Source organism: Elizabethkingia bruuniana (genome assembly GCF_002024805.1).
Taxonomy (GTDB): Bacteria; Bacteroidota; Bacteroidia; order Flavobacteriales; family Weeksellaceae; genus Elizabethkingia; species Elizabethkingia bruuniana.
Map to the genome: position 1 here is coordinate 2004848 of NZ_CP014337.1, position 23375 is coordinate 2028222.

At 34.5% G+C, this 23375-nt stretch carries 18 protein-coding genes; 9 read left to right on the forward strand and 9 right to left on the reverse strand.

Going from position 1 to position 23375, the window contains the following annotated elements; all coding sequences use genetic code 11:
• Positions 1 to 93: 93 nt before the first annotated feature.
• Together AYC65_RS09365 and AYC65_RS09370 are read right to left on the reverse strand one after the other, a co-directional pair.
• Positions 94 to 1683, reverse strand: coding sequence for a discoidin domain-containing protein (locus AYC65_RS09365; protein WP_034870473.1), 1590 nt, complete (start codon positions 1681 to 1683; stop codon positions 94 to 96).
• 192 nt (positions 1684 to 1875) lie between these two features.
• On the reverse strand, positions 1876 to 3591 hold the full coding sequence (locus AYC65_RS09370; RefSeq protein WP_052114736.1) for a hypothetical protein: 1716 nt from the start codon (positions 3589 to 3591) through the stop codon (positions 1876 to 1878).
• A gap of 378 nt (positions 3592 to 3969) precedes the next feature.
• Here AYC65_RS09370 and AYC65_RS09375 point away from each other — a divergent pair, with 378 nt between their 5' ends.
• The 6 genes from AYC65_RS09375 (at position 3970) to AYC65_RS09400 (ending at position 10880) form a co-directional block, all read left to right on the forward strand.
• Positions 3970 to 5262: a DUF389 domain-containing protein gene (locus AYC65_RS09375; RefSeq protein WP_034870474.1), complete on the forward strand. Its 1293-nt coding sequence runs from the start codon at positions 3970 to 3972 to the stop codon at positions 5260 to 5262.
• Between the two features lie 470 nt (positions 5263 to 5732).
• Entirely contained in the window at positions 5733 to 7208 is a 1476-nt protein-coding gene (locus AYC65_RS09380) for a hypothetical protein (RefSeq protein WP_034870475.1), read from the forward strand.
• A 366-nt stretch (positions 7209 to 7574) separates the two neighbouring features.
• Entirely contained in the window at positions 7575 to 8375 is an 801-nt protein-coding gene (locus AYC65_RS09385) for a LuxR family transcriptional regulator (RefSeq protein WP_034870476.1), read from the forward strand.
• Between the two features lie 441 nt (positions 8376 to 8816).
• On the forward strand, positions 8817 to 9404 hold the full coding sequence (locus AYC65_RS09390) for a hypothetical protein (RefSeq protein ID WP_052114737.1): 588 nt from the start codon (positions 8817 to 8819) through the stop codon (positions 9402 to 9404).
• Positions 9405 to 9456: 52 nt separating this feature from the next.
• On the forward strand, positions 9457 to 9660 hold the full coding sequence (locus AYC65_RS09395; RefSeq protein WP_034870477.1) for a hypothetical protein: 204 nt from the start codon (positions 9457 to 9459) through the stop codon (positions 9658 to 9660).
• Between the two features lie 620 nt (positions 9661 to 10280).
• Entirely contained in the window at positions 10281 to 10880 is a 600-nt protein-coding gene (locus tag AYC65_RS09400; protein ID WP_034870478.1) for an HdeD family acid-resistance protein, read from the forward strand.
• Between the two features lie 154 nt (positions 10881 to 11034).
• Here the strand turns inward: AYC65_RS09400 and AYC65_RS09405 are convergent, their stop codons facing one another.
• The 4 genes from AYC65_RS09405 to AYC65_RS09420 all read right to left on the reverse strand — a co-directional run bounded on the left by AYC65_RS09405 (position 11035) and on the right by AYC65_RS09420 (position 16747).
• Positions 11035 to 12651 (reverse strand): SusD/RagB family nutrient-binding outer membrane lipoprotein, encoded by a 1617-nt coding sequence (locus AYC65_RS09405; RefSeq protein WP_034870479.1) that lies wholly within the window; start codon positions 12649 to 12651, stop codon positions 11035 to 11037.
• A 26-nt stretch (positions 12652 to 12677) separates the two neighbouring features.
• A complete protein-coding gene (locus tag AYC65_RS09410) occupies positions 12678 to 13823 on the reverse strand; it encodes a SusC/RagA family TonB-linked outer membrane protein (RefSeq protein WP_052114738.1) in 1146 nt (381 codons plus the stop codon).
• Positions 13824 to 13933: 110 nt separating this feature from the next.
• The gene (locus tag AYC65_RS09415; protein ID WP_052114739.1) at positions 13934 to 15775 is read right to left on the reverse strand and encodes a TonB-dependent receptor plug domain-containing protein; all 1842 of its coding nucleotides are present in this window, start codon (positions 15773 to 15775) and stop codon (positions 13934 to 13936) included.
• 723 nt (positions 15776 to 16498) lie between these two features.
• On the reverse strand, positions 16499 to 16747 hold the full coding sequence (locus AYC65_RS09420) for a GlsB/YeaQ/YmgE family stress response membrane protein (RefSeq protein WP_034870480.1): 249 nt from the start codon (positions 16745 to 16747) through the stop codon (positions 16499 to 16501).
• Between the two features lie 353 nt (positions 16748 to 17100).
• On the opposite strand from AYC65_RS09420, the gene AYC65_RS09425 reads away from it, so the two are divergent.
• Complete coding sequence (locus tag AYC65_RS09425) at positions 17101 to 17634, forward strand: NADPH-dependent FMN reductase (RefSeq protein ID WP_034870481.1); 534 nt, start codon at positions 17101 to 17103, stop codon at positions 17632 to 17634.
• A gap of 118 nt (positions 17635 to 17752) precedes the next feature.
• Positions 17753 to 18781 carry an Atu2307/SP_0267 family LLM class monooxygenase gene (locus AYC65_RS09430; protein ID WP_034870482.1) on the forward strand — a complete coding sequence of 343 codons (1029 nt, stop codon included), beginning with the start codon at positions 17753 to 17755 and terminating at the stop codon, positions 18779 to 18781.
• A gap of 53 nt (positions 18782 to 18834) precedes the next feature.
• Here the strand turns inward: AYC65_RS09430 and AYC65_RS09435 are convergent, their stop codons facing one another.
• Positions 18835 to 19338: an SRPBCC family protein gene (locus tag AYC65_RS09435; RefSeq protein ID WP_034870483.1), complete on the reverse strand. Its 504-nt coding sequence runs from the start codon at positions 19336 to 19338 to the stop codon at positions 18835 to 18837.
• Between the two features lie 224 nt (positions 19339 to 19562).
• On the opposite strand from AYC65_RS09435, the gene AYC65_RS09440 reads away from it, so the two are divergent.
• Positions 19563 to 20687: an agmatine deiminase family protein gene (locus AYC65_RS09440; protein WP_034870484.1), complete on the forward strand. Its 1125-nt coding sequence runs from the start codon at positions 19563 to 19565 to the stop codon at positions 20685 to 20687.
• A gap of 57 nt (positions 20688 to 20744) precedes the next feature.
• Here AYC65_RS09440 and AYC65_RS09445 read toward each other — a convergent pair whose 3' ends face one another.
• Together AYC65_RS09445 and AYC65_RS09450 are read right to left on the reverse strand one after the other, a co-directional pair.
• Positions 20745 to 21485, reverse strand: coding sequence for a LytR/AlgR family response regulator transcription factor (locus AYC65_RS09445; protein WP_034870485.1), 741 nt, complete (start codon positions 21483 to 21485; stop codon positions 20745 to 20747).
• Positions 21485 to 23365, reverse strand: a complete 1881-nt coding sequence (locus tag AYC65_RS09450; protein ID WP_034870486.1) for a tetratricopeptide repeat-containing sensor histidine kinase — start codon at positions 23363 to 23365, stop codon at positions 21485 to 21487. The genes AYC65_RS09445 and AYC65_RS09450 overlap by 1 nt, the downstream gene beginning before the upstream one ends.
• Positions 23366 to 23375 lie beyond the last annotated feature (10 nt).

The window sequence follows — 23375 nt, forward strand, 5'->3', positions numbered from 1 at the left end:
ATTTGCATTCTGAATAATTAATTTCAAAAAGCCCTGTCAAAGTATAAAACTTCGACAGGGCTTTTTCATTAAGCTATTAAAAGTATTCTAAAATTAGTATGCTGCAAATTCCGCCAAATGTGTATACTGGAATCCACCGTTTGTAGAGGTTACCTTCACTTTTACATACCTCATAGACTGTGCCTGTGCCAGATCTACATATTGCCAGCTTTGCTGAGCTTTTAATGAAAAAGTGCCTACACTTGTCCAGGTACTGTTATCATTGCTTTTAAAGATTTCAATATCCTTCATGGCTCCATTTAAATTGCTGCGATTGGCAAAAGCAAATCCATTCACTGTAGTTGCAGCTCCCATATCAACAACAAATTGATGTGGTAATGGAGCTTCTCCTCCTCTCCACTTGGTATGCCATACTGTTGAAGAATTACCATCTAGAATATTTGCAATTACTCCGTCGCTAGATTCCTGACTGTCTGCAGAAAGAGCTTGCCATCCTGTTCTGTCCAACAAGTCTTTTGTATTGATTACCGAAATATTTGGCACACCATTTACAAACTCATATTGGTACTTATAGGTTACCAGAGTTCCGTTTTCATGATAGAAATTAAGCTTTAGTTCATACTGTCCGGATAATGTATAAAAATCATCCAGTGGGCATTCTACAGAAAAAGAGTCTCCACCTGTCGTACGGGTATCCCATGCCACAGCGTCGTAGTCTTTATTACCACCTGCCGGGAAAGGATCATGGTAAACATTTACTATTTTTACAGGTAAGCTGGAAGTATATTTACCACTAATAATAATTTTATTATCCTTAAATTCTCCTTTTAGTTTCACTAAATTATTTTGTACAGAAGCATACCAGTCACTTCTGGTTGTTGTAGCAAATGTTTGTGACAAAGAAAACAATGCCGATGTTGCATTGGTAATATAAGTAGGTGTTTTACCATACGAGTAATTTCCTGCTCCCATTAATGCTGTTCCCAAAGTAGGCTTCTCTGTTTTATGTTCTTTATTGTGTGGAGCATTGAGTCCATGTCCCAGTTCATGTGCTAGTCCGCCTATCCATTTTGTAGCCAAATCTCCTGTTGCACCCGGCACTCCTAATTTATCCGTATCCATTCCGGCATAGTCCAGCGCAAAACAATCTCTTCCTAATCCATAAAATGGAGGTCCTCCCGGATTATTAGGATCCGAATTATAAGAAGGCATAATAATTAGATTATGATCACTTTTCTTTTGTGTAGGGTTTTGTGTAAAATATTGTCTTACTTCATCCAATACCACACCTCCGCCTCCATCATATGGATAAGAGGCATTCCCTTTTGTTCCTTTAATAGTAATAATATTCACCTGAGTATCTGATAAAAGATCTAACCCAAAAGAGGTGTAGCCATAGCCTGCTCTTTGCAGATTATCTCCATAAAACTTTTGCAACTGAAGCATAATGTTGCTCAATCTTTTGCGGTAGTTAGGAATAGTATCTATATCGTTGGGTACAAAATAGATCACATTGAGTTTGTAAGGATTATTACGCCATGCATTCGTAATCGTTGTAGTTGTAATCCCGGCATTGGCCTGAGGATTTGTTTCCGTTCCCGAGGTTATATCCCTTTTACAGGAATTCAACATAAAGGCAAACAGAAATGCGCCCAATAAGGGCCTGAATAGTTTGGTTTTCATGATTTGGTAGAATTTAATTAATTTTCGGTTAAATATAACACAATTTAATCACACATTCGCAAAATAAAAACGTTAAAATAAAATTTAATGCAAAATAAAAGCTGAAATAAAAGTTTTTCTGCAATACTCATTTATATGACAATATCCCTTTTACAGGGATATTGTGGTTTATCTATAGCTACAGAAAAATATTTACGGATTGTTTTTAATATAATTAATAGCCGTTTCAAAAATATTACAGAATAAGATTGATTCCGGATTTTGAATACATCTGTCGTCCTTAACATAAAATCCGTCTCCGACATAAGCATTTCCATACCAAGCTATGTCCGAAATAACAGCAAAATTATCTCTTATAATACCGTTTGCAGTACCATCAGGATTCGTCATAAATACCACTGCATCATTTGGATAATTTTCAATTTTCCCTACTGCATAGGTTTGTCTTATTTGTGTACCCTGCGCTATACTTCCAAAAATACCTGTAGTGGGGCCTTTACCTGCGATCACATTTGCCATAGATGTTCCGTACCCATAATAACCAAAAGTCATGTCTGCAAATGTACCTGTTCCTGGAAATGAATATCCACTATAATTGTCATTATCTGTAAAGAAAAATTTCTTTTTGTCATATACCGTTTGTTGCAATTTAGCAATCTTAGTACTGCTAAGGCTTGTAACAGGGACATAACCTATCCAGATAATATCAGCCTGATCTATCTTATCATTAAATACTTGATCAGAATCACTAGCATTCACCGTAAGAAATTCAAATCCTCCAACTCGCACCGTTCCATTAGGTCCAAAATTGGCCAGATTTAAAAGTTTAGCCCTAGCATTGGCAGTATATGCATCTGTTGACAAATTAGAATTCCATGTATCGGGAAGCAAACTTAATACCTTTATGGTTCTTAAGGCTCCATTCAATTTAAGTGTCAGATCATATTTATATCCCGGATTTACCTTTAGATTCTTTACTTTTATATTATTTCTGGTTGTACTTCCTATAGTCAGAGAATTAAGATTAAGCTCTCCATTAAGATTCGTATCGGAAATCAAAATCGTAGGGTCACTCTTGGCTGTAGTTTTTCCCAGTTCCGAATCCGGAAAAGTAACATTGGCACCATTAGGATCTATTCCGTTGTAAGTAAGGACCTGATCATTTGCAAATTTCAGATTTGCAGAGGTGTTTGTAGGTGTTATCACACCGGAAGCATTCACTATATTTCCAATCCCCGTTGCGTCCAGAATTGTTGTAATCTGGCTGTAGCGGTGTTTCAAAATCACATTAAGGTTATTGTCCTGGTTTCCTGAAACCGTCATATTGGTTTTAAAATACATTAAATCACCAGTGGCTCCTACAACTCCTGCATTGGCTAAAGAATTAGGACTATCAACATCCGGAACACCTGTTTTACTATTTACAGAATAGGCTACAAAGGTATAATTTTGACCTCCATTTAACTGAAAGCCTGAAGTATCGTTTACCCCATAAGTAAAATTCTTTTGATCTACGAATGCCCCATTGCTGTCATAAACTGCTACTTTATACATTACACCCGGATTTAATGGTGTAGGTGTGGCTGCCATAGGATTAGTGACTGCAAACTTATTCGTAGCTGAGGCTGGAGAAAAAGTAACCTCAAAACTATGTTTATCATCAAAAGCTATTGTTTGCTTTTGTATCTCAGAACCCATTGCCAAATGGTCTGAGGCGCCTATTTTCACCGGTTTATCTTCCTCGGTTTCCGTACGTAGTAAATTTACTTTTACAATGGCTTTTCCACCGGAACCTGTATCGGTTACATTATCCGTGCTCCTGCACGAAATTACTCCCAGGGATAGTCCCATCATTAAAACCAAAGAAGGTTTCAATGAGGTATTTTTAAAAAAAATCAATGATTTCATTTTTCTATATATTATGTGAAGGTATTTACAGATCTATTAATTTTACCTGTGATTAATAACCCAATAGCTTTTGTCTAAAATTGTGCACATTCATCAACACAATTCTTTAAGCTATTCTTCATTTTTTACCGATAATAATTTGAAATTATTAACGTTTCACAAGCCCACCCATACAACCAATTACAAATATTCATCAAAACCATCAATACATTGAAATAAAAACCGAAATATAGCTTTAATACTATATTAATATCAAAATTAATGAAAGATTTTTAAATAAAAAACAGTAAAACTTATCTTTAGCATAAAATCTGATAATCTAATTTTCATACTCGTATTATTCACAGATATTTACGTATTTTGTTATCAAAACGTAACATGAGATATTTCAGTAATTTATTTGGTCTTCATAGTGGTGAAGAAGACCGCAAAAAAGTTCAGGAAGGGGTCTTTAAAAACATTTCCTTCAGAGGTGCCAATCTCTGGATATTAGCCTGCGCTATATTGATTGCCTCTATCGGATTGAATGTAAATTCTACCGCCGTTATTATTGGGGCCATGCTTATATCTCCGCTTATGGGGCCTATCGTAGGTGCTGGATTCTCCCTTGCCACCTATGATTTTATTCTACTAAAAAAATCTTTTAAAAACCTTATAATTGCAACCGGGGTCAGTCTTTTTGTTTCTTCCCTATATTTCTATTTAAGCCCTTTTAAAGAAGTACAATCCGAACTCTTGGCAAGAACCTCTCCTACTATCTATGATGTACTTATTGCTTTTTTTGGTGGTATTGTTGGTGCTGTTTCTATTACAAGGGCAGAGAAAGGGAATCCTATTCCGGGTGTTGCTATTGCCACAGCTCTTATGCCTCCATTGTGTACTGCAGGTTTCGGATTGGCAACTCTGAATTTCAAGTTTCTGGCTGGTGCTTTGTATCTCTATAGTATCAACTGCTTCTTCATTGGTATTTCTACTTTCCTCATCATTAAATACATGAAATACAGCCCGGTTGCTACAGGAAATTCAATTTTTGATAAAAAGCTCAGAATCACCATTACTGTACTGATGTTATTAATGATTATTCCAAGCTCTTACCTAGCTTATAATCTACTAAATGAAAGAAAATTTTCTCAGAATACGGAACGCTTTCTAAAAGATAAATTTTACAATAACGGCTATATAACCCTCTACAAAAAAATCAGCTATAATTCTAATCCCAAAACAATTGAACTGGCATTTCTTTCCAAAAAATTTGACAGTACTGAAATCAATACACTTAATAAGGAACTGACTGATTATGGGCTGAATAACACAAAACTTACTATAAAACAGAACACATCGGATCTTAAAACTGAAATCCTATCAGAAATCAATAAGCAAAGTACCAATCTTTCCGAAAAAGATCTGCAGCTGAATGCACTAAGTTCTGAACTTAAAAAATATAAAATTGAAAACCCAAAGCTTATTAAAGAAATTGGAATATTATTCCCAGAAATTTCCGAAGTATCATTGGGTAAAATGGATAATTATTACCCTAATGACTCTACGGGCACCTCTTCTGTTCTTTTATATAAAGCAGATAAAAAGGTGGATGAAGATAAACTAAAAAGATGGCTAGCAGAACAATTAGGTGAAACCAATATCAAACTGATCAAAGAAGAAGAAAGATAAACACATTGTTTTATAAAACCTCAAAAATAAAAAACAGCATTTCTAAATAAAATCAGAAATGCTGTTTTTTATTTAGAAATAATTTTCTCTTACCCCTAATAACCTTTACAAAATCCTTTGGAAGAACATATTATTTTCTGAGATTGAAAAATAGTCAAAAAATAAGTATACAAATACCAAACTCTATATGTAGTACTAAAATACAGAAATCGTATGCCCTAATAAGGAATCGTACGCTCTAGTAAGAAATCGTAAGAAATCGTCATAAAGCAAAAAGTAAAATTTAGTATGAAGTTTATAGTTTAGCTATCCAAAAAAGAAAGAGTACAATAAGTAAATTCTTCTTCAAATAAGAATACTATATTATAATAAATATCTATAAATAAGTATTTATTCCAACCAATCACGTAAAATTTAATTCAGAAAACACCAAAAAGCAATGATAGTATGATCAACAAGTATTCCTAATTATGCAAAGAAACCTATTATTATTATTTTTAGTTGCTTTATTCACCATTATGTATGGTCAAAGTAAAAAAGAAAAGGAGATAGACAGTATTTTCAATACCATTAAGTCCGGAACCAAAAATCCCTACGTAAAAAATGAAACAAATAAAGCCTTAGAAATTTGTGAAGAAGTTTATCACATGTCTAAAGAAATAAACTATGTTAACGGGCAAATTGATGCATTAAGTTATATGGCTGAAATTTATGCCAACACAGGGAATACAAAAATGTCACTGGTAAAGGCTGATGAAGCAATTATTCTGGCAAGCAGAGATAAGAAATATATCATGGATTATTCTACTTTGCTTATTGTAAAAGGGACTTCCCTCTCAAAACTTGGATACTTCGAAAGAGCTTTGCAGGTTTACCAGGAGGCTATAAACGTTGCAGATAAAGCTCCGGCTAAATACAATAATCAGAAACATTATAACAAAGCTCTAACCTACTTTCTTATTATACTTTCACATGAGCGCGATCAGGAAGATCCGTTAAGCAAAAAAGAATTAGAGTTCTATGTCCAAAGTGCTTACAAAGAAGCTCTTCAGATTACATCAGATTATCCACAAAAGGCCTATATTATGACTAAAAGTCTACAAGGTCTGATCTCTGCTTATACGGATTGGGGAGAATTCGATAAAGCAGAAAAACACATTGCAGAAGGCGACAAGATTAATAAAAACACAATATCCACATGGGATTTAACACGTAATGTACTCCAGGGAAGTATAGAAACAAAAAGAAAAAATTTTACTAAAGCTGTAGAACACTATGAGATTGCGTTGAAACTTACCAAAGCTTATAAGCTTGTATATGACCAGAAGCTCTTATACGCTCTTCTCGCTGAAAATTACCATGAATTACATGATTATAAAAATGAATCTCATTATCTCGCCCATAATAAAAGACTAAGCGACAGCCTTTCTAAAGTAGAAAAACAAGCCAGTAATTATATATTGAAAGATGAAGTCAAAAAGAAAACAAAACAAAAAGAACTGGAAACCAACACCATTATCTATTATTCCTCAGCTCTGGTTTTTATTTTATTTATTACAGGCTATTTTGTTTATAAACAGTCAAAAAAAAGTAAAACACAGTTTTCTGTTCTGAATGAAAAAGCAGAAATTGATATTGAGGATAATGATGATCATAAAAGACTAAATCAACTAATAGAAATAGCTGAAAGTAATAATAGTACATTTTATTTGAAATTTCAGGAAGTTTTCCCGGATTTCAACCAGGCTCTCCTGAATATAAATCAAAAGCTTACACAATCCGACCTGGAATATTGTGCAATGATGAAACTAAACTTCGATACAAAAAAAATAGCCACCATTAAAAAAAATTCTGTGGGTGCTGTTGAGAGTAAAAAACACAGGATCAGAAAAAAATTAAATATAACATCTGAAGAAAACATTTACATCTGGCTAATAGATAAATAAAACAGTCTTTTAGAATATTTTAACAAAAAACCACATAAAATATAGCTTTTTATGTGGTTTTAACTTTTCCGTAAGGAAACGAATGCCTCTTCGAAATAAATCAAAATAAGCATTTCTGGAATCGTATGCTCATACGATGATACTTTTGTCCTGTCAAGAAAATTACTTGTTGTATATATTATAACATCCATTTTAATAAAAATTAAATAATTGCACAACTGCCCCAAAATCAAAATACACCTGATAAAATGCCCTCATAATAGTTTTAGCATAAAGAATAGTTAATGGGGCAGTTTAATTAAAAATGAAACAGATTAATAAATGATCCTTTACAAATAAGTTAAGTAACAGATAAAATAAAAAATTATGGCGGAGAAAAAGATCATACCCATTAGTACAGAGCAATTCCACGAATATTTTTCAATCTACAATAAAGCAGATGAAAAAGACAGTTCTGTAATATATTCTGGTATTACAGAAAATATTAAAAATTTTGCTGTAGGTCATTATTTTTGGTTTATAGTTGATTGTATCAATATGAAAACTAAAGATGTAAGCCCCGATATAGAACTTCATACTCCGTATAATCAAAAAGGATTAAACAACCAGAACATACAGTACTTTATAGATTTACTCCATCCGGAAGACTGCCAATATCTGCTTTCTGCTTTAGTCTCTTCTGTAAGGATATATAAGAATATGCGGAAATCTGATAAAAATAACCTCCGTTTTAATTTTTATGCCCGAATGCTTAATCATGAAAACAATTATCGCTGGGTTCTCATCCAGGCTCCTAGACAATGTTTTAATAAATATAACCAGATAGAAAGTTCATTAATTGTTATTTATGATTTATCCCATTTTCCAATAAATGAGATGCCCTTGCTTTCAATATTAGACCATCAGGGTAAAGAAATTCAATATTCGAAACATATTACATTAAAGAATAAGAAAAAGGATGAATCAAATCCTTATGTTACGCAACGTGAAAAAGAAATTCTAATGCTAATGGCTCAGGGACTAAACAGCCCAAAAATAGCAGAGCAATTGTTTATATCTTATCATACCGTTGAAAATCATAAGCGTAACCTGAGAAAAAAAACCAAGACAAAGACTTCTACAGAACTTATAGCCTTTAGTATAAATAATTGCATACTCACGGTTTAAATAATATCAACAACTTAATATTAAAAATAACAGATTCATGCTATTTCTTTCAATTATAATGATAAATAATTTTACAAACATAAAATAAATATTACAATAAATTATTAAGCTCAATCAGAAGGTTATAATAGCAGTATAACTCTAATACTGAATGAGAAGAACAATACTATTAGCCATTATTATACAATAATGGGAATTAAAGAAAATAACATGATCATCATTTATTTGTTATTTGTTTGTGAAAACTGGAAACAGTTGGAGAGCGGGGTATCCCCGCTCTTTTTATAAGATCATTTTTAAGAATTTGCTAAGCTGACCAACATCCCGTTATTTCTTTTAAAGAATGGCAGGAATATCCTTTAAAAGCTAGAGAATTACACTCCTCTGGGCTTCTATCAAACTTATATAAACAGACATTTTTTATTTATAAAGACAATTATTATGAATTTACATTCTTTTAATATATCGATAAGATCTTCTGTAAAAGCTTCTTCTCTTCTGATATTAAACAGCGTCCTGTTTATAATAGGCACAATTTTCAGTTTTATAGCATCACAGCCACCTGCATATATACCATTGGGTATTGCTTTTGGTTTATCCTCTGTTACCGGAGCCCTGTTTTTCCTCCAAAACAGTAAAAGCATTAAAACATGGAACTGGTACACTTATTACAGCTTATTTATAGTAATAATAACAATCCTTTCATACCTATACAGTCAGGAGGCTTTTACAATTCCTTTGTTAGGATATCTTTCTTTAGGCCAAAGCTTATTATTATTAAGCCTGGCAACTGACCTTAGAAATCAGTCTTCTGTTGATTGGATAATACCAGCAAGGCCAAGTGGTTTAGCCATTCTCTTTTCCGTCATGCTTATAATTCATCCTGTATTCAACTTCATTCCTATCGTTCTTATTATAGCAGGAATATTTATTATGATTGCTCTAAGCTATATATTACTTGTATCAGAGTTTAAAAAACTCAACAGACATTATAAATCAATAAAGATCTTAAGTAGGGATCTGAAATAGCCAGCATATTTAAAACAAAATTCTACATAACCAATAAACTCAAGATTAAATTATGGAGATTCCAATTAATAATATTCCCGATCAGGAACCAAAGTCTGGACAATCATTATCCGAACAAAAATTGAGAAAGGATTATATTCCTCCTAGATTAAATGTTACTATTTTAACACATGAGAAAGGAATAATACCTACCTCTTTAGATAGCCCTATAAATCCTGATACAGAAAATAATATCCCTTCAGGATCCAACAAGTAATTATCGGATGAGTGCACCACCAAAATGAAAATTCATTTTGGTGGTGCACTCATATTATATCACTATAAAAGCATTCTTTAAATATATATCCAAGAATTATTTCTGTATTAGCACGAACTATAATCATACTATTAAAATACTATTTACAAATAAAGACTGTTGGGAATCAATAATTTAATTCATTTCAGACATTACCGTTAGAAATCGCATGCTCCTCTGATAAAAATCAAAATATACTTTTTTCGGCTTACTACTCCCTGAATACTAAATTTGCCCTGTGAATAAGATTTACTCTAAGCTCACTACTCTATAAATTACACGCTCCGGTAAACACAAATGATGATAAAAATTCTTTCTTTTAGTGAAATTACCAACACCTGCCGGAGCGTTGTTTTGCACCCTACTTACACTGAGATAAAATGCTTTACTTCTACCCTATGTCTTTTTTTACTACAGAATAAAGAACTTTAGGCAACATGCCAAGGGTACTTTTTATTTAATATTATTTAAATAAAAAATAGAATAGTATTAAAAACATCATAATTAATCATTAATTAACGCACCTCCAACTACTTTTGTCCGTTATTTGCATTACAATAAACACACTTGATTAAAATAACATGAATGATTCTTTTAACACCACTATCAGAGGTTCTCTGAAAGATTGGTATTTTCCTGTGATAGCAGGTATTCTCTCTCTAATAATGGGAGTATTTTTATTTATGATACCACAGACAAACTATGCTCAGTACATCCTGTTCTATGGAGTTGCCTTCATTATTGCAGGGCTGCTTCGTCTTATATTTTCTTTTCAAAACCGAAGAATAATTAATGGCTGGGGCTGGTATCTGATTTACGGAATGCTTATTCTGGATCTGGGAATTTATTTAACTATTTATTCCGGAAAATCATCTGTCCTTATTATTGGTTTAACGGCTTTATTACGCTCAATTACCATGCTCGGCACTGCAATCGATTTGAAAAGACACGAACATTATCATTGGGGACGTATTGCCACATGGAGTATTGCAGGAATTATTTTTTCTGCATTACTAATTTTAAATCCAGCTTCAGCTGGTATCCCAATTAACTATGTTACAGCCTTATATTTTATTAGTATTGGTATTGCTGCAATTTTGCTTTCCGGAGAATATAGAAAAGTGAATCAGCATCATTACATTATGCGTAAACTTATGCGTAAGCTGGATGAGGACATTTAGTACCAATATATCAAAAACAATTATATTATGTTGTAATTGGTTTTTAATGGTATATCTGGTGAAACTATTCGTCTTTCAGAATCTGTCCATAAATAAAAGATGAAATGATAAAGCTTTATCATTTCATCTCTATAATTTATCTTATTTTACTTATTTATTTCAAAAGCCACATCATCTTAGTAATGTCATCATTACCTCCATACTGAGATTGTACAGCATTCTGATAATTGGTACTGTTATAAGTGATCTCACCCTGAGGATAGGTCCAGCGGTATGGTAACATGTTATTAGGTGTTCCGATACCTACTCCACCCTGTTGAAATTCCGGAAACCCGGTTCTTCTCCAGTTGTAGAAAGCTTCAAAACCAGAATTACAGAATAAAGAGACATATTTCTGCGTTAAAATCTGCTTTAGCCCCTCAGCTGTATTTCCTAAATAAGCCACATTTGAAAGGAAAGTATTCGTATCTACCGTTACATTTCCAAGGGTGCCTCCGAGTCTATCTCCAATACTTATGCTACTGCCATTGGAAAGTTTATAGAAACTTAAAGAAGCATTGATTCCCTTTGTATACCAATCACCGGCATCACCACTTGCCCATCCGCGATTAAGAGCTTCAGCAATATTAAAGCACATCTCAGAGTAACCAATAAGCACATAAGGCTCAGCTGTGGATCCATCCTGAGAAGAGAAATATCTTTTATAATTGATATAGGAATAGTCCCCTTTATCCGTCGTGGTACTTCCTGCAGTGTCGGTTCCTGCAAATAAAACAGACTGCGCTGTATTAGTACTAGCCCCAACATAAGCCGAGAAGCTTGAAAAAGGAACACCTCCTACCCTATATTTAGCCGGCGCCGGAGTAGCAAAAACAAAAGTTCGTGGATCTTTCGTAGAAGTGGTAATATCCAAAATTGTTTTAGCAATGTTAGCTCCGTAGGTATATGACCGGCTGGTATACACAGGATAAGGATTATAGCTGGCATTAAATTTATAAAGCATATTATCCGAAATAGATTCCATTAGTGGATTTAATACAGGATTATTTAGTATCGCAGCGAATTGTCCTTTTATATTAAGATCCGGTGTATCACTTTGCCTTTTGCTTAAGCTTATTAAAACCCTTAGGCGGTAAGTATTAATGACCTTTTGCCATTGAAAATAAGTAAGTCCAAAGATATCTCCCGAAGCATCAGCTACCGTATTCTTTAAGGCCGGATAAGTCGTAATAGTAGTACCTAAAGAGGTATTGGCCTCACTAAGAAGGTTTAGTGCATTTTTAAAGACATCTTTCTGTGAATCATATTTTGGAGTCAGGTTTAAAGCATTTCCGGCTTCAGACATCGGAATATCTCCAACCCTTTGGGAAAGCCATATAGAGGAGTAAGCTTTAAAGAATTTAGAAAGCGAGGTATAGAAACTAATCTGTGCCTGATCCCCAAGTTTTTTTGCCTGATCCTCCATTTTAACAGAATACAGATAAATATCATATTCATTACCCGAATCTGTCCAGCTGTAAGAATTACTTCCCCAGTAATAGCTATAATTGCTTACAAAATACTGATTGGTTTTATGAGCCTGAGAGAAAGGCATCTCATCAGATTTGATAAGGTTAGAGGTAATATGATTTAGAATTAAAGAAGGCGGAATTAGTGCATCTTCTGATCTTGAATTGGGATTGCTAAGCAAGGCATCATCTCTGTTACAGCTTATTGTGATAAAGCCTAGAGAAAGTACCACTGCAATTTTATATATCCATTTATTTTTCATTGTTTTCCTTTTAAATTGAGAATTGATTAAAAGCCGATACTTACATTGAAACCTATCGTTCTGGTAGAAGTACTCTGTAAACCTACATTTCCTTTTGCCCCACCTGCTGATCTATCCGATGAATTGAATCCGGCAGCAAAAGAATCCATATCCATGTCTTTTCTCTTTGCGAAATACAATAGATTTCTTCCTACAATAGAAAGGCTAAGAGATCTTAAGAAGGTTCTTTCAAGGAATTCCTTAGGGAAAGAATAGCTAAGGCTCGCTTCCCTTAATTTCACAAAACTTCTGTCAACCATAAAGTATTCGGTATTGTTGTATAAATTGGTAATATAACTCTGCACAGTAACCGGAGTTGAATTACGGGCAAACGTAAGTTCACTCATATTAGAAATCTGCCCATTGACAAATTTGGGTGTTCCTGAAGTAATTACCACTCCCTGACCTAGATAAGAAGGATTAATTGTACCATTATCCCTTAAGGAAACCCATTCTTTATATCTGGCAGCACCAAAATCACCGGCAGCACTTTCATAAGCTGTACCTCCATTCATAGCCTGGGCATACATAAAGTCATATATCTTTCCACCCACTCTAGCATCCCACTGGAAGCTTAAAGACCAGTTTTTATACGACAAATTATTGGTAACACTTATCGAGAAATCAGGATTTAAGTTGCCAAGGAATGCATTTTGGCTATCCCCACTTGGTGGCTGGTAGATAAGCCCTGCTGATGTATGGACAATATTTCCCTGATTGTCTCTTACAAAGGCTCTTCCATAATAAGCATCCATACGATCCCCCACTTTATAATTGTGCCCGTTTAGCCATAACTCATTATAACCATCTGCAATTTCTTTTAAGGTTTCACGGTAGGTACTCCAATTGGCACTCAGGTTCCAGTTAAAGCCCTCACGTCTTTTAAAGATTGCAGCGTTCAGGCTCACCTCAAATCCTTGGTTAAGCGTTGTAATACCATTAATATTGTGAAAATTCTGTCCCACGGAAGGAGCATTCCCAAGTGCATAGATCTGCGGCCCATTGATAGTTCTGAAGTACGTTGCGTCAAGTCCCACTCTGTTTTTAAAGAACTTCATATCAATACCCGTTTCATAGGAAACTCTTCGGTAAGGATTAAGATTCTGATTGGCAATAACTGCCGAGTAGTCCACAGAAGCCGTACCGTTATAATAGCTGTTATTCGAGTAACCATTCTGATTGGAATAGGTAGGTCCGTCGTAAGAAGTATAAAGTTCTGATCCATAATGAAGAAGCCCTGAATTTAGAGTATTACCCGTAATGCCATATAAGCAGAGCCAATAGTGGAAGACGTAAGCGCTCCTTTTACATCCGCAAACGAACCTCTTATTTTAAGGTACGACAATGTATTTCCAAAGTTCAGGTAATCGGAAAGTACTGAACTGATAGATGCTGAAGGATAGAAGAAGGTGTTATAACCTTTTCTTAAAGTAGACAGGTTGTCTAATCTACCTGTTGTATTGATGTTAAAGTAGTTTTTATAACCAAAATCCACGGAGTAATAGGCACTGTATACCTGCATCTGTGATTCCCATGAATAAGCAAGTCCCGGAGCTTTGGTATTAGAAAGAGAATAAAGTTTAGGAATAGCCAGACCTTTGGTTGTCGCCCAGTCTGATTCATATTGGAAGAGTCTCATACTAGCTCCTCCTAATGCGGAAACATTCCAATTGCCTAGTTTTTTATTGAAATTAACCATTAGGTCAGTGTTATTTTCCAGAAGGTTACGCTTGTCTACCCTGTAATCACCATACCATCCGAAGCTATACCATGGAACATAGTCATTCAGGTTGGTAGAAGGCGGAACTTTTTCCGTACGTGTTTGGTTCCATGTCGTAATCTGCGAGCGAAGACTAATATCTAAATCTTTATTGACACTGTAAGTGGCTTTTAAATATCCGTAGACATCTGTTTTACGGTGCGACCTCAACCATTCGTTCGCCATAAACCAGGCACTGTTCAAACGTCCATATTCCGAAGAATACTGCATAAGATCCTGTACTCCCTGAGGGCCTTTGTAGATATCTCTTAAATCATTGATATCATAATCCGAAGAGCCATATACCTTGAACATATAGATATAACTGTTCGGCCCGTAGTTCACATCCGGAATATTCGGCGTATACTGAAGACTTAAGTTAAGGTTTCCATCAAATCTCAGCTTATCATTGATTTTGTATCCCAGATTAATATTAAAATTATCAGCATTTAACTTGGTATTGGGAAACATACCCTGTTGGTATAGGTGGCTGTATGATAATCTTGCATCATAGTTTTCTCCGGAAGAGGATAGTGAAATATTATTTGTACTGGTTATTCCTCCTTGTACAAAATTTTCAAAGTTCTTCACCCCTCTTGCCAGCCAAGGTGTTCTTCCTCTGGTTTGGGTTACCGGATCCCACGGGCTGTCATACTGCTGAATAGGCTGACCTTCAAAACGGGGTCCCCACTCAGGAAGCCTTTGTCCGTTATCATAAAGTACATTTCCATAGGTATATTTAAAACCTGTACCCCTGCCATATTCATACTGGCTTTCAGGTAAGGCAATAAAACCAGTATCAAACATCGTCGTACTGTTGAAATCTACGCTCCAGCCTTTTTTGTTTTTAGTTCCCTTTTTTGTAGTAATGATAATAGCGCCATTTATCCCACGAAAACCATACAATGCCGCAGCATTAGGTCCCTTTAAGATAGAATAACTCTCAACATCATCCGGACTAAGATTCCAGGTATCAGAATTAATAGGAACCCCATCCACAACAAATAACAGGTCTTTACTTCCCCTTAGTACAATTTCAGGGCGTCCCAACATTTCAGTATTGGCTCCTATATTAAGACCAGCAACCTTACCGGCAAGTGCATTTAAAGGGTTAGCAGCACGCACCTTGTTTACCACATCTCCTTTTACTTCAGTAACATCGTATCCAAGTTTCTTTACTTCTTTTTTAACCCCCATCGCTGTAATGACCACTTCCTGAATATCCAGTCCTTTAACCGATGTAGAATCTTTCTTTTGTGATTTTGCTTGACCCGCCAGACATAAAAGTCCCAAAACACAAAAGGCATCTCGTAATCTTTTTTCCATTAGTTTTTAAGCAAATGTAGAAGTAAGAGCCAGAGCTAAACGTTAAGAACGGGTGAATAAAACATTATGAAAATTTTAACATTTCCCTCTTTCTAAAAAATTTCTAAAAACACTTAAAATCTAAATCCAGTGCCTCTATTATTAAATCATTATTCAATTCTGGCTCTTGAAAAGATGTAAACTCTTATTCATAATGAAATGCCTATTTTAAAATTTACTTAAAAAAAGGTAACACTCCTTTAAGGTCTCTTATCAGATACTTAAAAAATAACTTACAAAGATTAGATATGGCAGCAACAAAATATCTTCTTTTTTGAAAAAAGAAGATATTTTCATTTTATAATTTTACTTATTATTTTAATAAATACAATAATAATCCTCCTACCCCTGCTATAAAGGAAATAAGAAAAAACCTTGTGCACCCTTTTCTATGCCCTTGGGTATTATTAGCATGATGTTGTGATGAAGTATTAAAACTATCGTGTTTATTAGAACCGCCGTGATGTCCCATAATTGTGTTTTTGTATTTTAAAATTACTGATTTATAAATTACCACCAAAATGGATAGTAGAAATTACAATGTATATACTATGGATAATAATTTAAAGAAGTCCTTATTAAGAAAGATAGTATGAAGCACTTAAATTCACAACAAAAAACAAAGCCTTAGAATTCTAAGGCTTTGCATATTATCAGAATGAGTTCTGATTAAGTTAAAATAATCTACTTTGCTATTAATCTGTAGACAGCCAAGCATAAAACTGCTCCTCCGATTGCTACTAAAAAGCTTGAAATATTAAAGCCTGTAACATCTACACCAAAAATCATTGATCCCAGCCAGCCTCCTACAACTGAACCTATAATCCCAATGATAATTGTTGCAATCCAACCTCCGGGGTCAGATCCTGGATGAATAGCTTTTGCAATTGCTCCTGCAATTAGTCCGAATATAATCCACGTTAATATACCCATAACTTGTATTTTTAAATGTTAATTAAAATTGTGTTTAGCACACTTGAAATTACAAATACGATGCCACACATCCCACTTTATTACTATTTCTTCAATAAAAGCAATGGTTTTATGATTTTATTAACTTAAAATTTAGATTATTTTTACACGGAAAAGCTGAATTCTTTATCGGGATATGCACTCTAATTTCTTATATTCTACAAGAACTATTCAACTTATAAAATATCGAAGAAACTTTCAGGAAAATTCGCTAATTTTAGGTGATATCTCTAAAAAAGAAAACAACGCCAATTACCTTTATAAAAGGCGTTATACCGCACTTTATATTATAAACAGAAAATAAAACAGTCAATATGAAAATATTAGCATTTGCAGGAAGTACCTCTTCCACTTCTATCAACCGGGAGCTTGTGAAATTTGTTTTAAAAGACTTTCAAAGTCACGAAATTAACCTGATCGATCTTAATGATTATTCTATGCCGGTATTTTCTGTGGATCTTGAGAAAAAAGGCTTTCCAGATCAGGCACATGGTTTTCTAAAACAAATTGAAGAATGCGATGTAATTATTTGTTCTCTTGCTGAACACAACAGATCTTATAGTGCTGCTTTTAAAAATGTATTCGACTGGTCATCAAGAATAAACGTGAAGGTTTTTCAAAACAAACCCATGTTACTAATGAGTACTTCTCCAGGAGGCTATGGCGGAGGAAATGTGATGAATACTGCAAAGACCTTCTTTCCACAGTTTGGTGCTCTTGTTATGGAAAATTTCTCCCTTCCAAAATTCTATGAAAATTTTGATTTGGAAAATGGAGTGATTAATACTGAAATGTTAGAAGAATTAAATAATAAAATCAAAAGTTTTAAATCTCAGATTTCAGCTTAGCCATTTTTAAGTCTTTTATTTCTGGTTGTTTGCCATTAGATTTCTTATCCTATATCAAGGTAAACCAGATGTAAACATGCGATATTTGTATAAGAAATTCCCAAAAACAATACACATTATGGAAATAGGAATAGACAGCTTTATTGCAACCGGTGCTTATGAAGGAGTTTTAAATCCTCAGCAAAATATAGAAGCCATAGAAGCTTTACTTAGTAAAATCGAACACGCTGATAAAATGGGACTTCATATCTTTGGGCTTGGGGAGCATCACCGAAAAGAATTTTTAGATGAAGCTCCGGCTGTTATTCTTGCAGCTGCCGCTGCTCGTACTAAAAACATTAAGCTTACCAGTGCAGTAACAGTATTGAGTGCAGCAGATCCTGTAAGAGTATTTCAGGAATATGCTACCCTAGATCTTATATCAAAAGGCCGGGCAGAGATTGTTGCCGGAAGAGGCTCTTTTATTGATGCTTATCCTCTATTCGGACTCAATTTGCAGGATTACGATCAGCTTTTTGAAGAAAAAATAGAATTACTACTCGCTATTCGTGACAAGGAAACAGTATCATGGAAAGGCAAGTTTCGCGCGCCTTTACACGAACAGTCTATATATCCGCGTCCATATCAGGAATCTCTTCCTGTATGGATTGGTGTTGGCGGAACGCCAGAATCTTTTATACGGGCGGGAAAACTTGGACTTCCTTTAATAGTCGCTGTTATCGGGGGCGAAACTCATAATTTCAGACCTTTGATTGATCTATATTACGAAGCAGGAGAAAAAGCAGGTCACCCAAGGGAAAAATTAAAAGTAGGATTACACTCTCTGGGTTATGTCGCTGAAGATACAGCTCAGGCAAAAGATGAATATTTTCCAGGATATCAGGAAATGATGGGCAAAATAGGTAAGGAACGAGGATGGCCTATACCTACCCGATCCCAGTTCGAGGCACAGGCCGGATTAACCGGAGCCTATGTTGTAGGAAGCCCTGAGGAAGTAGCTGCAAAAATACTTCGCCACAGTAAAGCATTGGGAGGTATTTCAAGATTTACCTTCCAGATGGATAATCCGGGGCTTACACAAGAGCAGGTTTATAAATCAATAGAACTGATTGGTAAAAAGGTAATTCCGTTGATTAACCAAGCATAAAAATTTAAGCTCCTCTGTTATGAGGAGCTTTTTTTAGCTTTATAATAAAATATTTACTTATTCACTTCCAGTAGTAATTCATCAAGGTTTTCCATACACATTGTGAAACCTTCTTTAAAGCCCATCTCCAATATGGTCTCTATATCTTTATAACTATCATGCTTAAGAATTATATGCACAGTTGTAAGATGATCGTCTGTAGAAAAATTAATACTCCAGTTAGAATGTGGTTTTTCAGTATTTTCATTTCCGCTTTCGTCACAAAAAGCGTCAAACCATACAATAAGTTTTTTGAATTCAATCTTCTGATAGTTGGCCTTACACCAGAGTTTTTCATTTTCGGGACTTACCATAGCATATAGCCACATTCCGCCTTCAGTAAAATTTAAAGTCTTTGTCTCGGCCCTGTAAGGTTTCGGAGCCCACCATCTGTCAAGAAATTCCGCTTTTGTCCAGGCTTGCCACACCTGCTCAGAATTTGCATTAAATTCCCGTTTGATAACAATAGTATTGTTTTCCTTGTTTATAGAAAAATCAAAAAAAAGATCGCTTTTCATTTTTAATATTTTTGATGGTTGTCTATTCAAAGTTACCAAATAATTCAATGCAGATTCTGAATTCAAAATTCAATTATAAAACTTTAAATCAATAGATTATGATTTAAAATACATATCTGGAATAAAGTCTCCGGAAATTTAAACTGTACAGAAAAGTTGTCCGTTTTGGACAAGTCTGAAAATATTTCCCGATCTAATTTTGCCCTGTCAAAAAAAGATCAATTATGCAAAGAAGAAAATTAGTACTGTTATTACTACCCTTTATTCTGTTATCATGCAGCCGGGATGAGAAAGCCGATAAACCATCAGGGACTACCGATCCGTCCGCTGTTCTTTATAAAATGCCTGAAGAGTCCACTCCGCATGAAGGAACCTGGCTCCAATGGCCTCACGAATATCAATATGGGACTACTTATCGTGATCGTCTGGATCCAACCTGGGTAGCCATGACTAGAGAGCTGGTGCAGAGTGAAAAAGTGCACATTGTCGCTTATGACAATAGGGAAAAAGATCGTATAACAACACTATTAAATGATGCCGGAGTATCATTAAGCAATATCGATTTTAAAATTTATCAAACAGATGATTTCTGGGTGAGAGATAACGGACCTATTTATGTAAAAGATAACAATGGCAAGCTATTTATTCAGGACTGGGGATTTAACGGTTGGGGTAAAAAAGCTCAGTATAGCAATTGTGACGCTATTCCTTCTAAAATAGCTGCAAGCACTAATGTTCCGAAAATTGACCTCAACTCGGTAATGGTAAATGAGGGCGGAAGTGTTGAAATTGACGGAAACGGAGTATTAATGGCTTGCAAAAGTTCTATTCTTAACGGCAACAGAAATCCCGGAATGACGCAACAGCAGGCAGAAGATATATTTACCAAAAATCTAGGTGTTACAAAATTCATATGGCTGGAAGGAAAAGCTGGTCTTGATATTACCGACATGCATATTGATGGATTTGCCAGATTTGCCAATTCATCTACGATTATTACAATGAATTCTAGCGATCTTGCTTACTGGCAGGTTCCTGATAATGACATTAATAATCTTTACAATGCCACAGGAAAAAATGATACTGCTTATCGGTTTGTAAAAGTTCCTTTAACTAAAAATGAAGTAACAACTACCTATGGAAAAAAAGTTGGCCGTGCATCCTACATCAATTACTATATTGCCAACAACCGGGTATTGGTTCCTAATTATAATGACCCTAATGATGCAGTTGCAAATAACATCATTCAACAGCTGTATCCGGACAAAAAAGTTGTCGGAATCGACTGCCGGAACCTGTTTGCCAACGGTGGTATGGTACATTGTGTTACACAGCAGCAGCCACGATAAGATTATGTTATAAAAATAAAAACTATCTATATAGATAGTTTTTGTCATATATAAAACTTATAAAAGCTGTTCTAAGTATCGGAGAACATCATCTTTCTTTCTTGTTGATACGGGAATTTTAACTCCTGTTTTCAATTGTAAATAGCCTTCTTTAAAGTAGCGGGTAACGTAATTCATATTAACAAGATAAGACTGGTGGCATCTAATGAAATTAGCGGTAGAAAGCAAAGCTTCATACTCTTTAAGAACTTTAGAAACTAAAACTCCCGGTTCGTTATTCAGAAAAAATGTAGTATAGCCCTTGTCTCCTTCACAGTATACAATATCATCACAAAGTACAATCTGAAGATAATCGCGGTTTTTTAAAACAATTCTGTTTACTTCTTTTGGCTTTTCAATATAGCCGTTAGCTAACTGAAACTGGGACTGTTGAATTAAATATGCTTCATTTTTTTCAATAACTTTTTGTATTGCAGCTTTTAGCTCATCATCTGCTATAGGTTTCAACAGATAACCAATAGCACCTAAATTAAGTGCCTGAATTGAATAGTGGCTAAAAGCAGTGATAAAGATTACTTTATATTTTTCGATATCAAGTGTATCGAATAGCCGGAAGCTTATGGTATCTTTTAACTGAATATCTGCCAAAATTAAATGTGGCTCCAGCTTTGGAATTTCTTCCAATGCTGTCTTAACCTGATCTGCATATCCAACAACTACAATTTCAGGAATCTCTTTAAGGATACTTAAAATATAATTACGAATATTCTCCTCATCTTCAAGAACGTATACTCTCATTAGTCTTCTGTTAAAATTGGAATATTAATCTCTACTCTAAAACCATTATCCGAAGCTTCAGCCTTAACAGAAGAATTGGTTCCCGGGAAGAGAACATTCAGTCTTTGTTTGGTAATTGATGTAGATAAAGACTGCTTATTTACAACTGTATGTTGCGCTGCTGCTCCCCTGCCATTATCCTGAATAATAATTTCCATAAAGTCCGTCTTATTTTCAAATATAATATTAATTTTTCCGGTATAATCTATATTACCAAATCCATGTATAATAGAATTCTCAACAAAAGGCTGTAGCAGCATTGGTGGAACTAACTGGAAATAAGGGCGGACATTATCATTTATTGTTATATTGTATTCAAAACTGGTTTTAAACCTCATTTGCTGTAGCTGCATATAATCTTCCAGAAGTCTGATCTCGTCTTCAATAGAAATAAAATCTTCTTTTTCATATTCCAGGATATTACGCATAAGTCTTGCAAATTTGGTGAGATAGCTAATTGACTTAGTCGTTTCTTTCTCACTAATCAATCCCTGAAGATTACTCACAGTATTGAATATAAAATGCGGACTTATTTTTAGCTGGAAGGTCTTCTGCTCTAGTTTTAGTTTATCATTCTCAACCAGAAGCCTCTCCGCCTTGGATTGCAGATTTTTTCTTTTCAGGAAATTGTAAAGGAAAAAACCACCCAGTAAGAATGCTCCGGCAATAATAAACATGATCCATTTTTGCTGCAGGATAATCCTGTTATTGAGCTCGTTTCTGGTCTTTAAATTACTAATTGTTAAATCCTTTTTTTCAGACTTAAATTTTTGTTCGATTTCATAAACTTTGTCCTTTTGTATATCATTGATGTTCTTTAGCTTTAGCTTATAATAGATGTCCAGATTTTTTAAGGCATTCTTATAATCATTTTTTCCTTTGTAGGCATCGGATAGCGCAATATAGAGCTCCGCCATTCTGCTTGAATCTGCTTGTTTTACCGACCATTTAATTCCTTCTTCTCCATATCTAATAGCATTATCAAATTCTTTATTCATCTGATAATTGATAACAAGATTAATATAAGCTACCGGATTTAGTCTGTTGGTAGATTCAAGATATTGAAAGGATTTTTTAGAATAATAGACTCCACTGTCTGGCATCTTTTTAAGTCCATAAATAATTGCCTTATAATCCATGGTTCTGGAAAGCTCATATTCATTTTTTTCCTTTCGGGCTATACGCTCTGCTTTCTTCTGATTAACCTCCATCTCTTTTATATTGGAACTTTCCATGGCATATAAAAATAAAACTTCGTAGTATTTTAGCTTCTCATAAGGCATATCTTTTTCCGGATTGTTCTCGAAGCTGAGTTTGAAATACTCAGTTGATTTAGCCATATTCTTATTGATATAAAATGCCTGAGCCATTAGATCATAATATTTAAAAAGAAGAGGGCTTTTCCTTTTCTCTTCACTGTTAATCTTTCTAAAGACAGCCTCCGTAATTTTGGGTCCGATAGCATCCGATTTAAAGCCTTCTTTAAAATTATACAGGTCTACTAAATCCCTTATGTCCTGTGATTTTCCAATCGTATCAATCTTATTTAAATAATATATTGAGCTATCTCTTGTTGTAAGGATATATTTCATAAAGCTATAGTATAAAGCTTTATCCTTGTTATTAAAACCATTAGTTATACTATCGAGCTTACTAAATAATTTTTCTTTCTTTTGACGAGAAATGGCATCTGTCTTTATAGCAAAGCTGATAAAGTCATTATCCGTATTTTGTTTACCTGCAATATTTTGTTCTTTAGCTTTTTTATTACAACTGGTGGCCAATAACAGAGAGAAAATGGAGATTATATATAGGAGTCTGAGTTTTAAGCAATTTGGCATTTTTTGATTT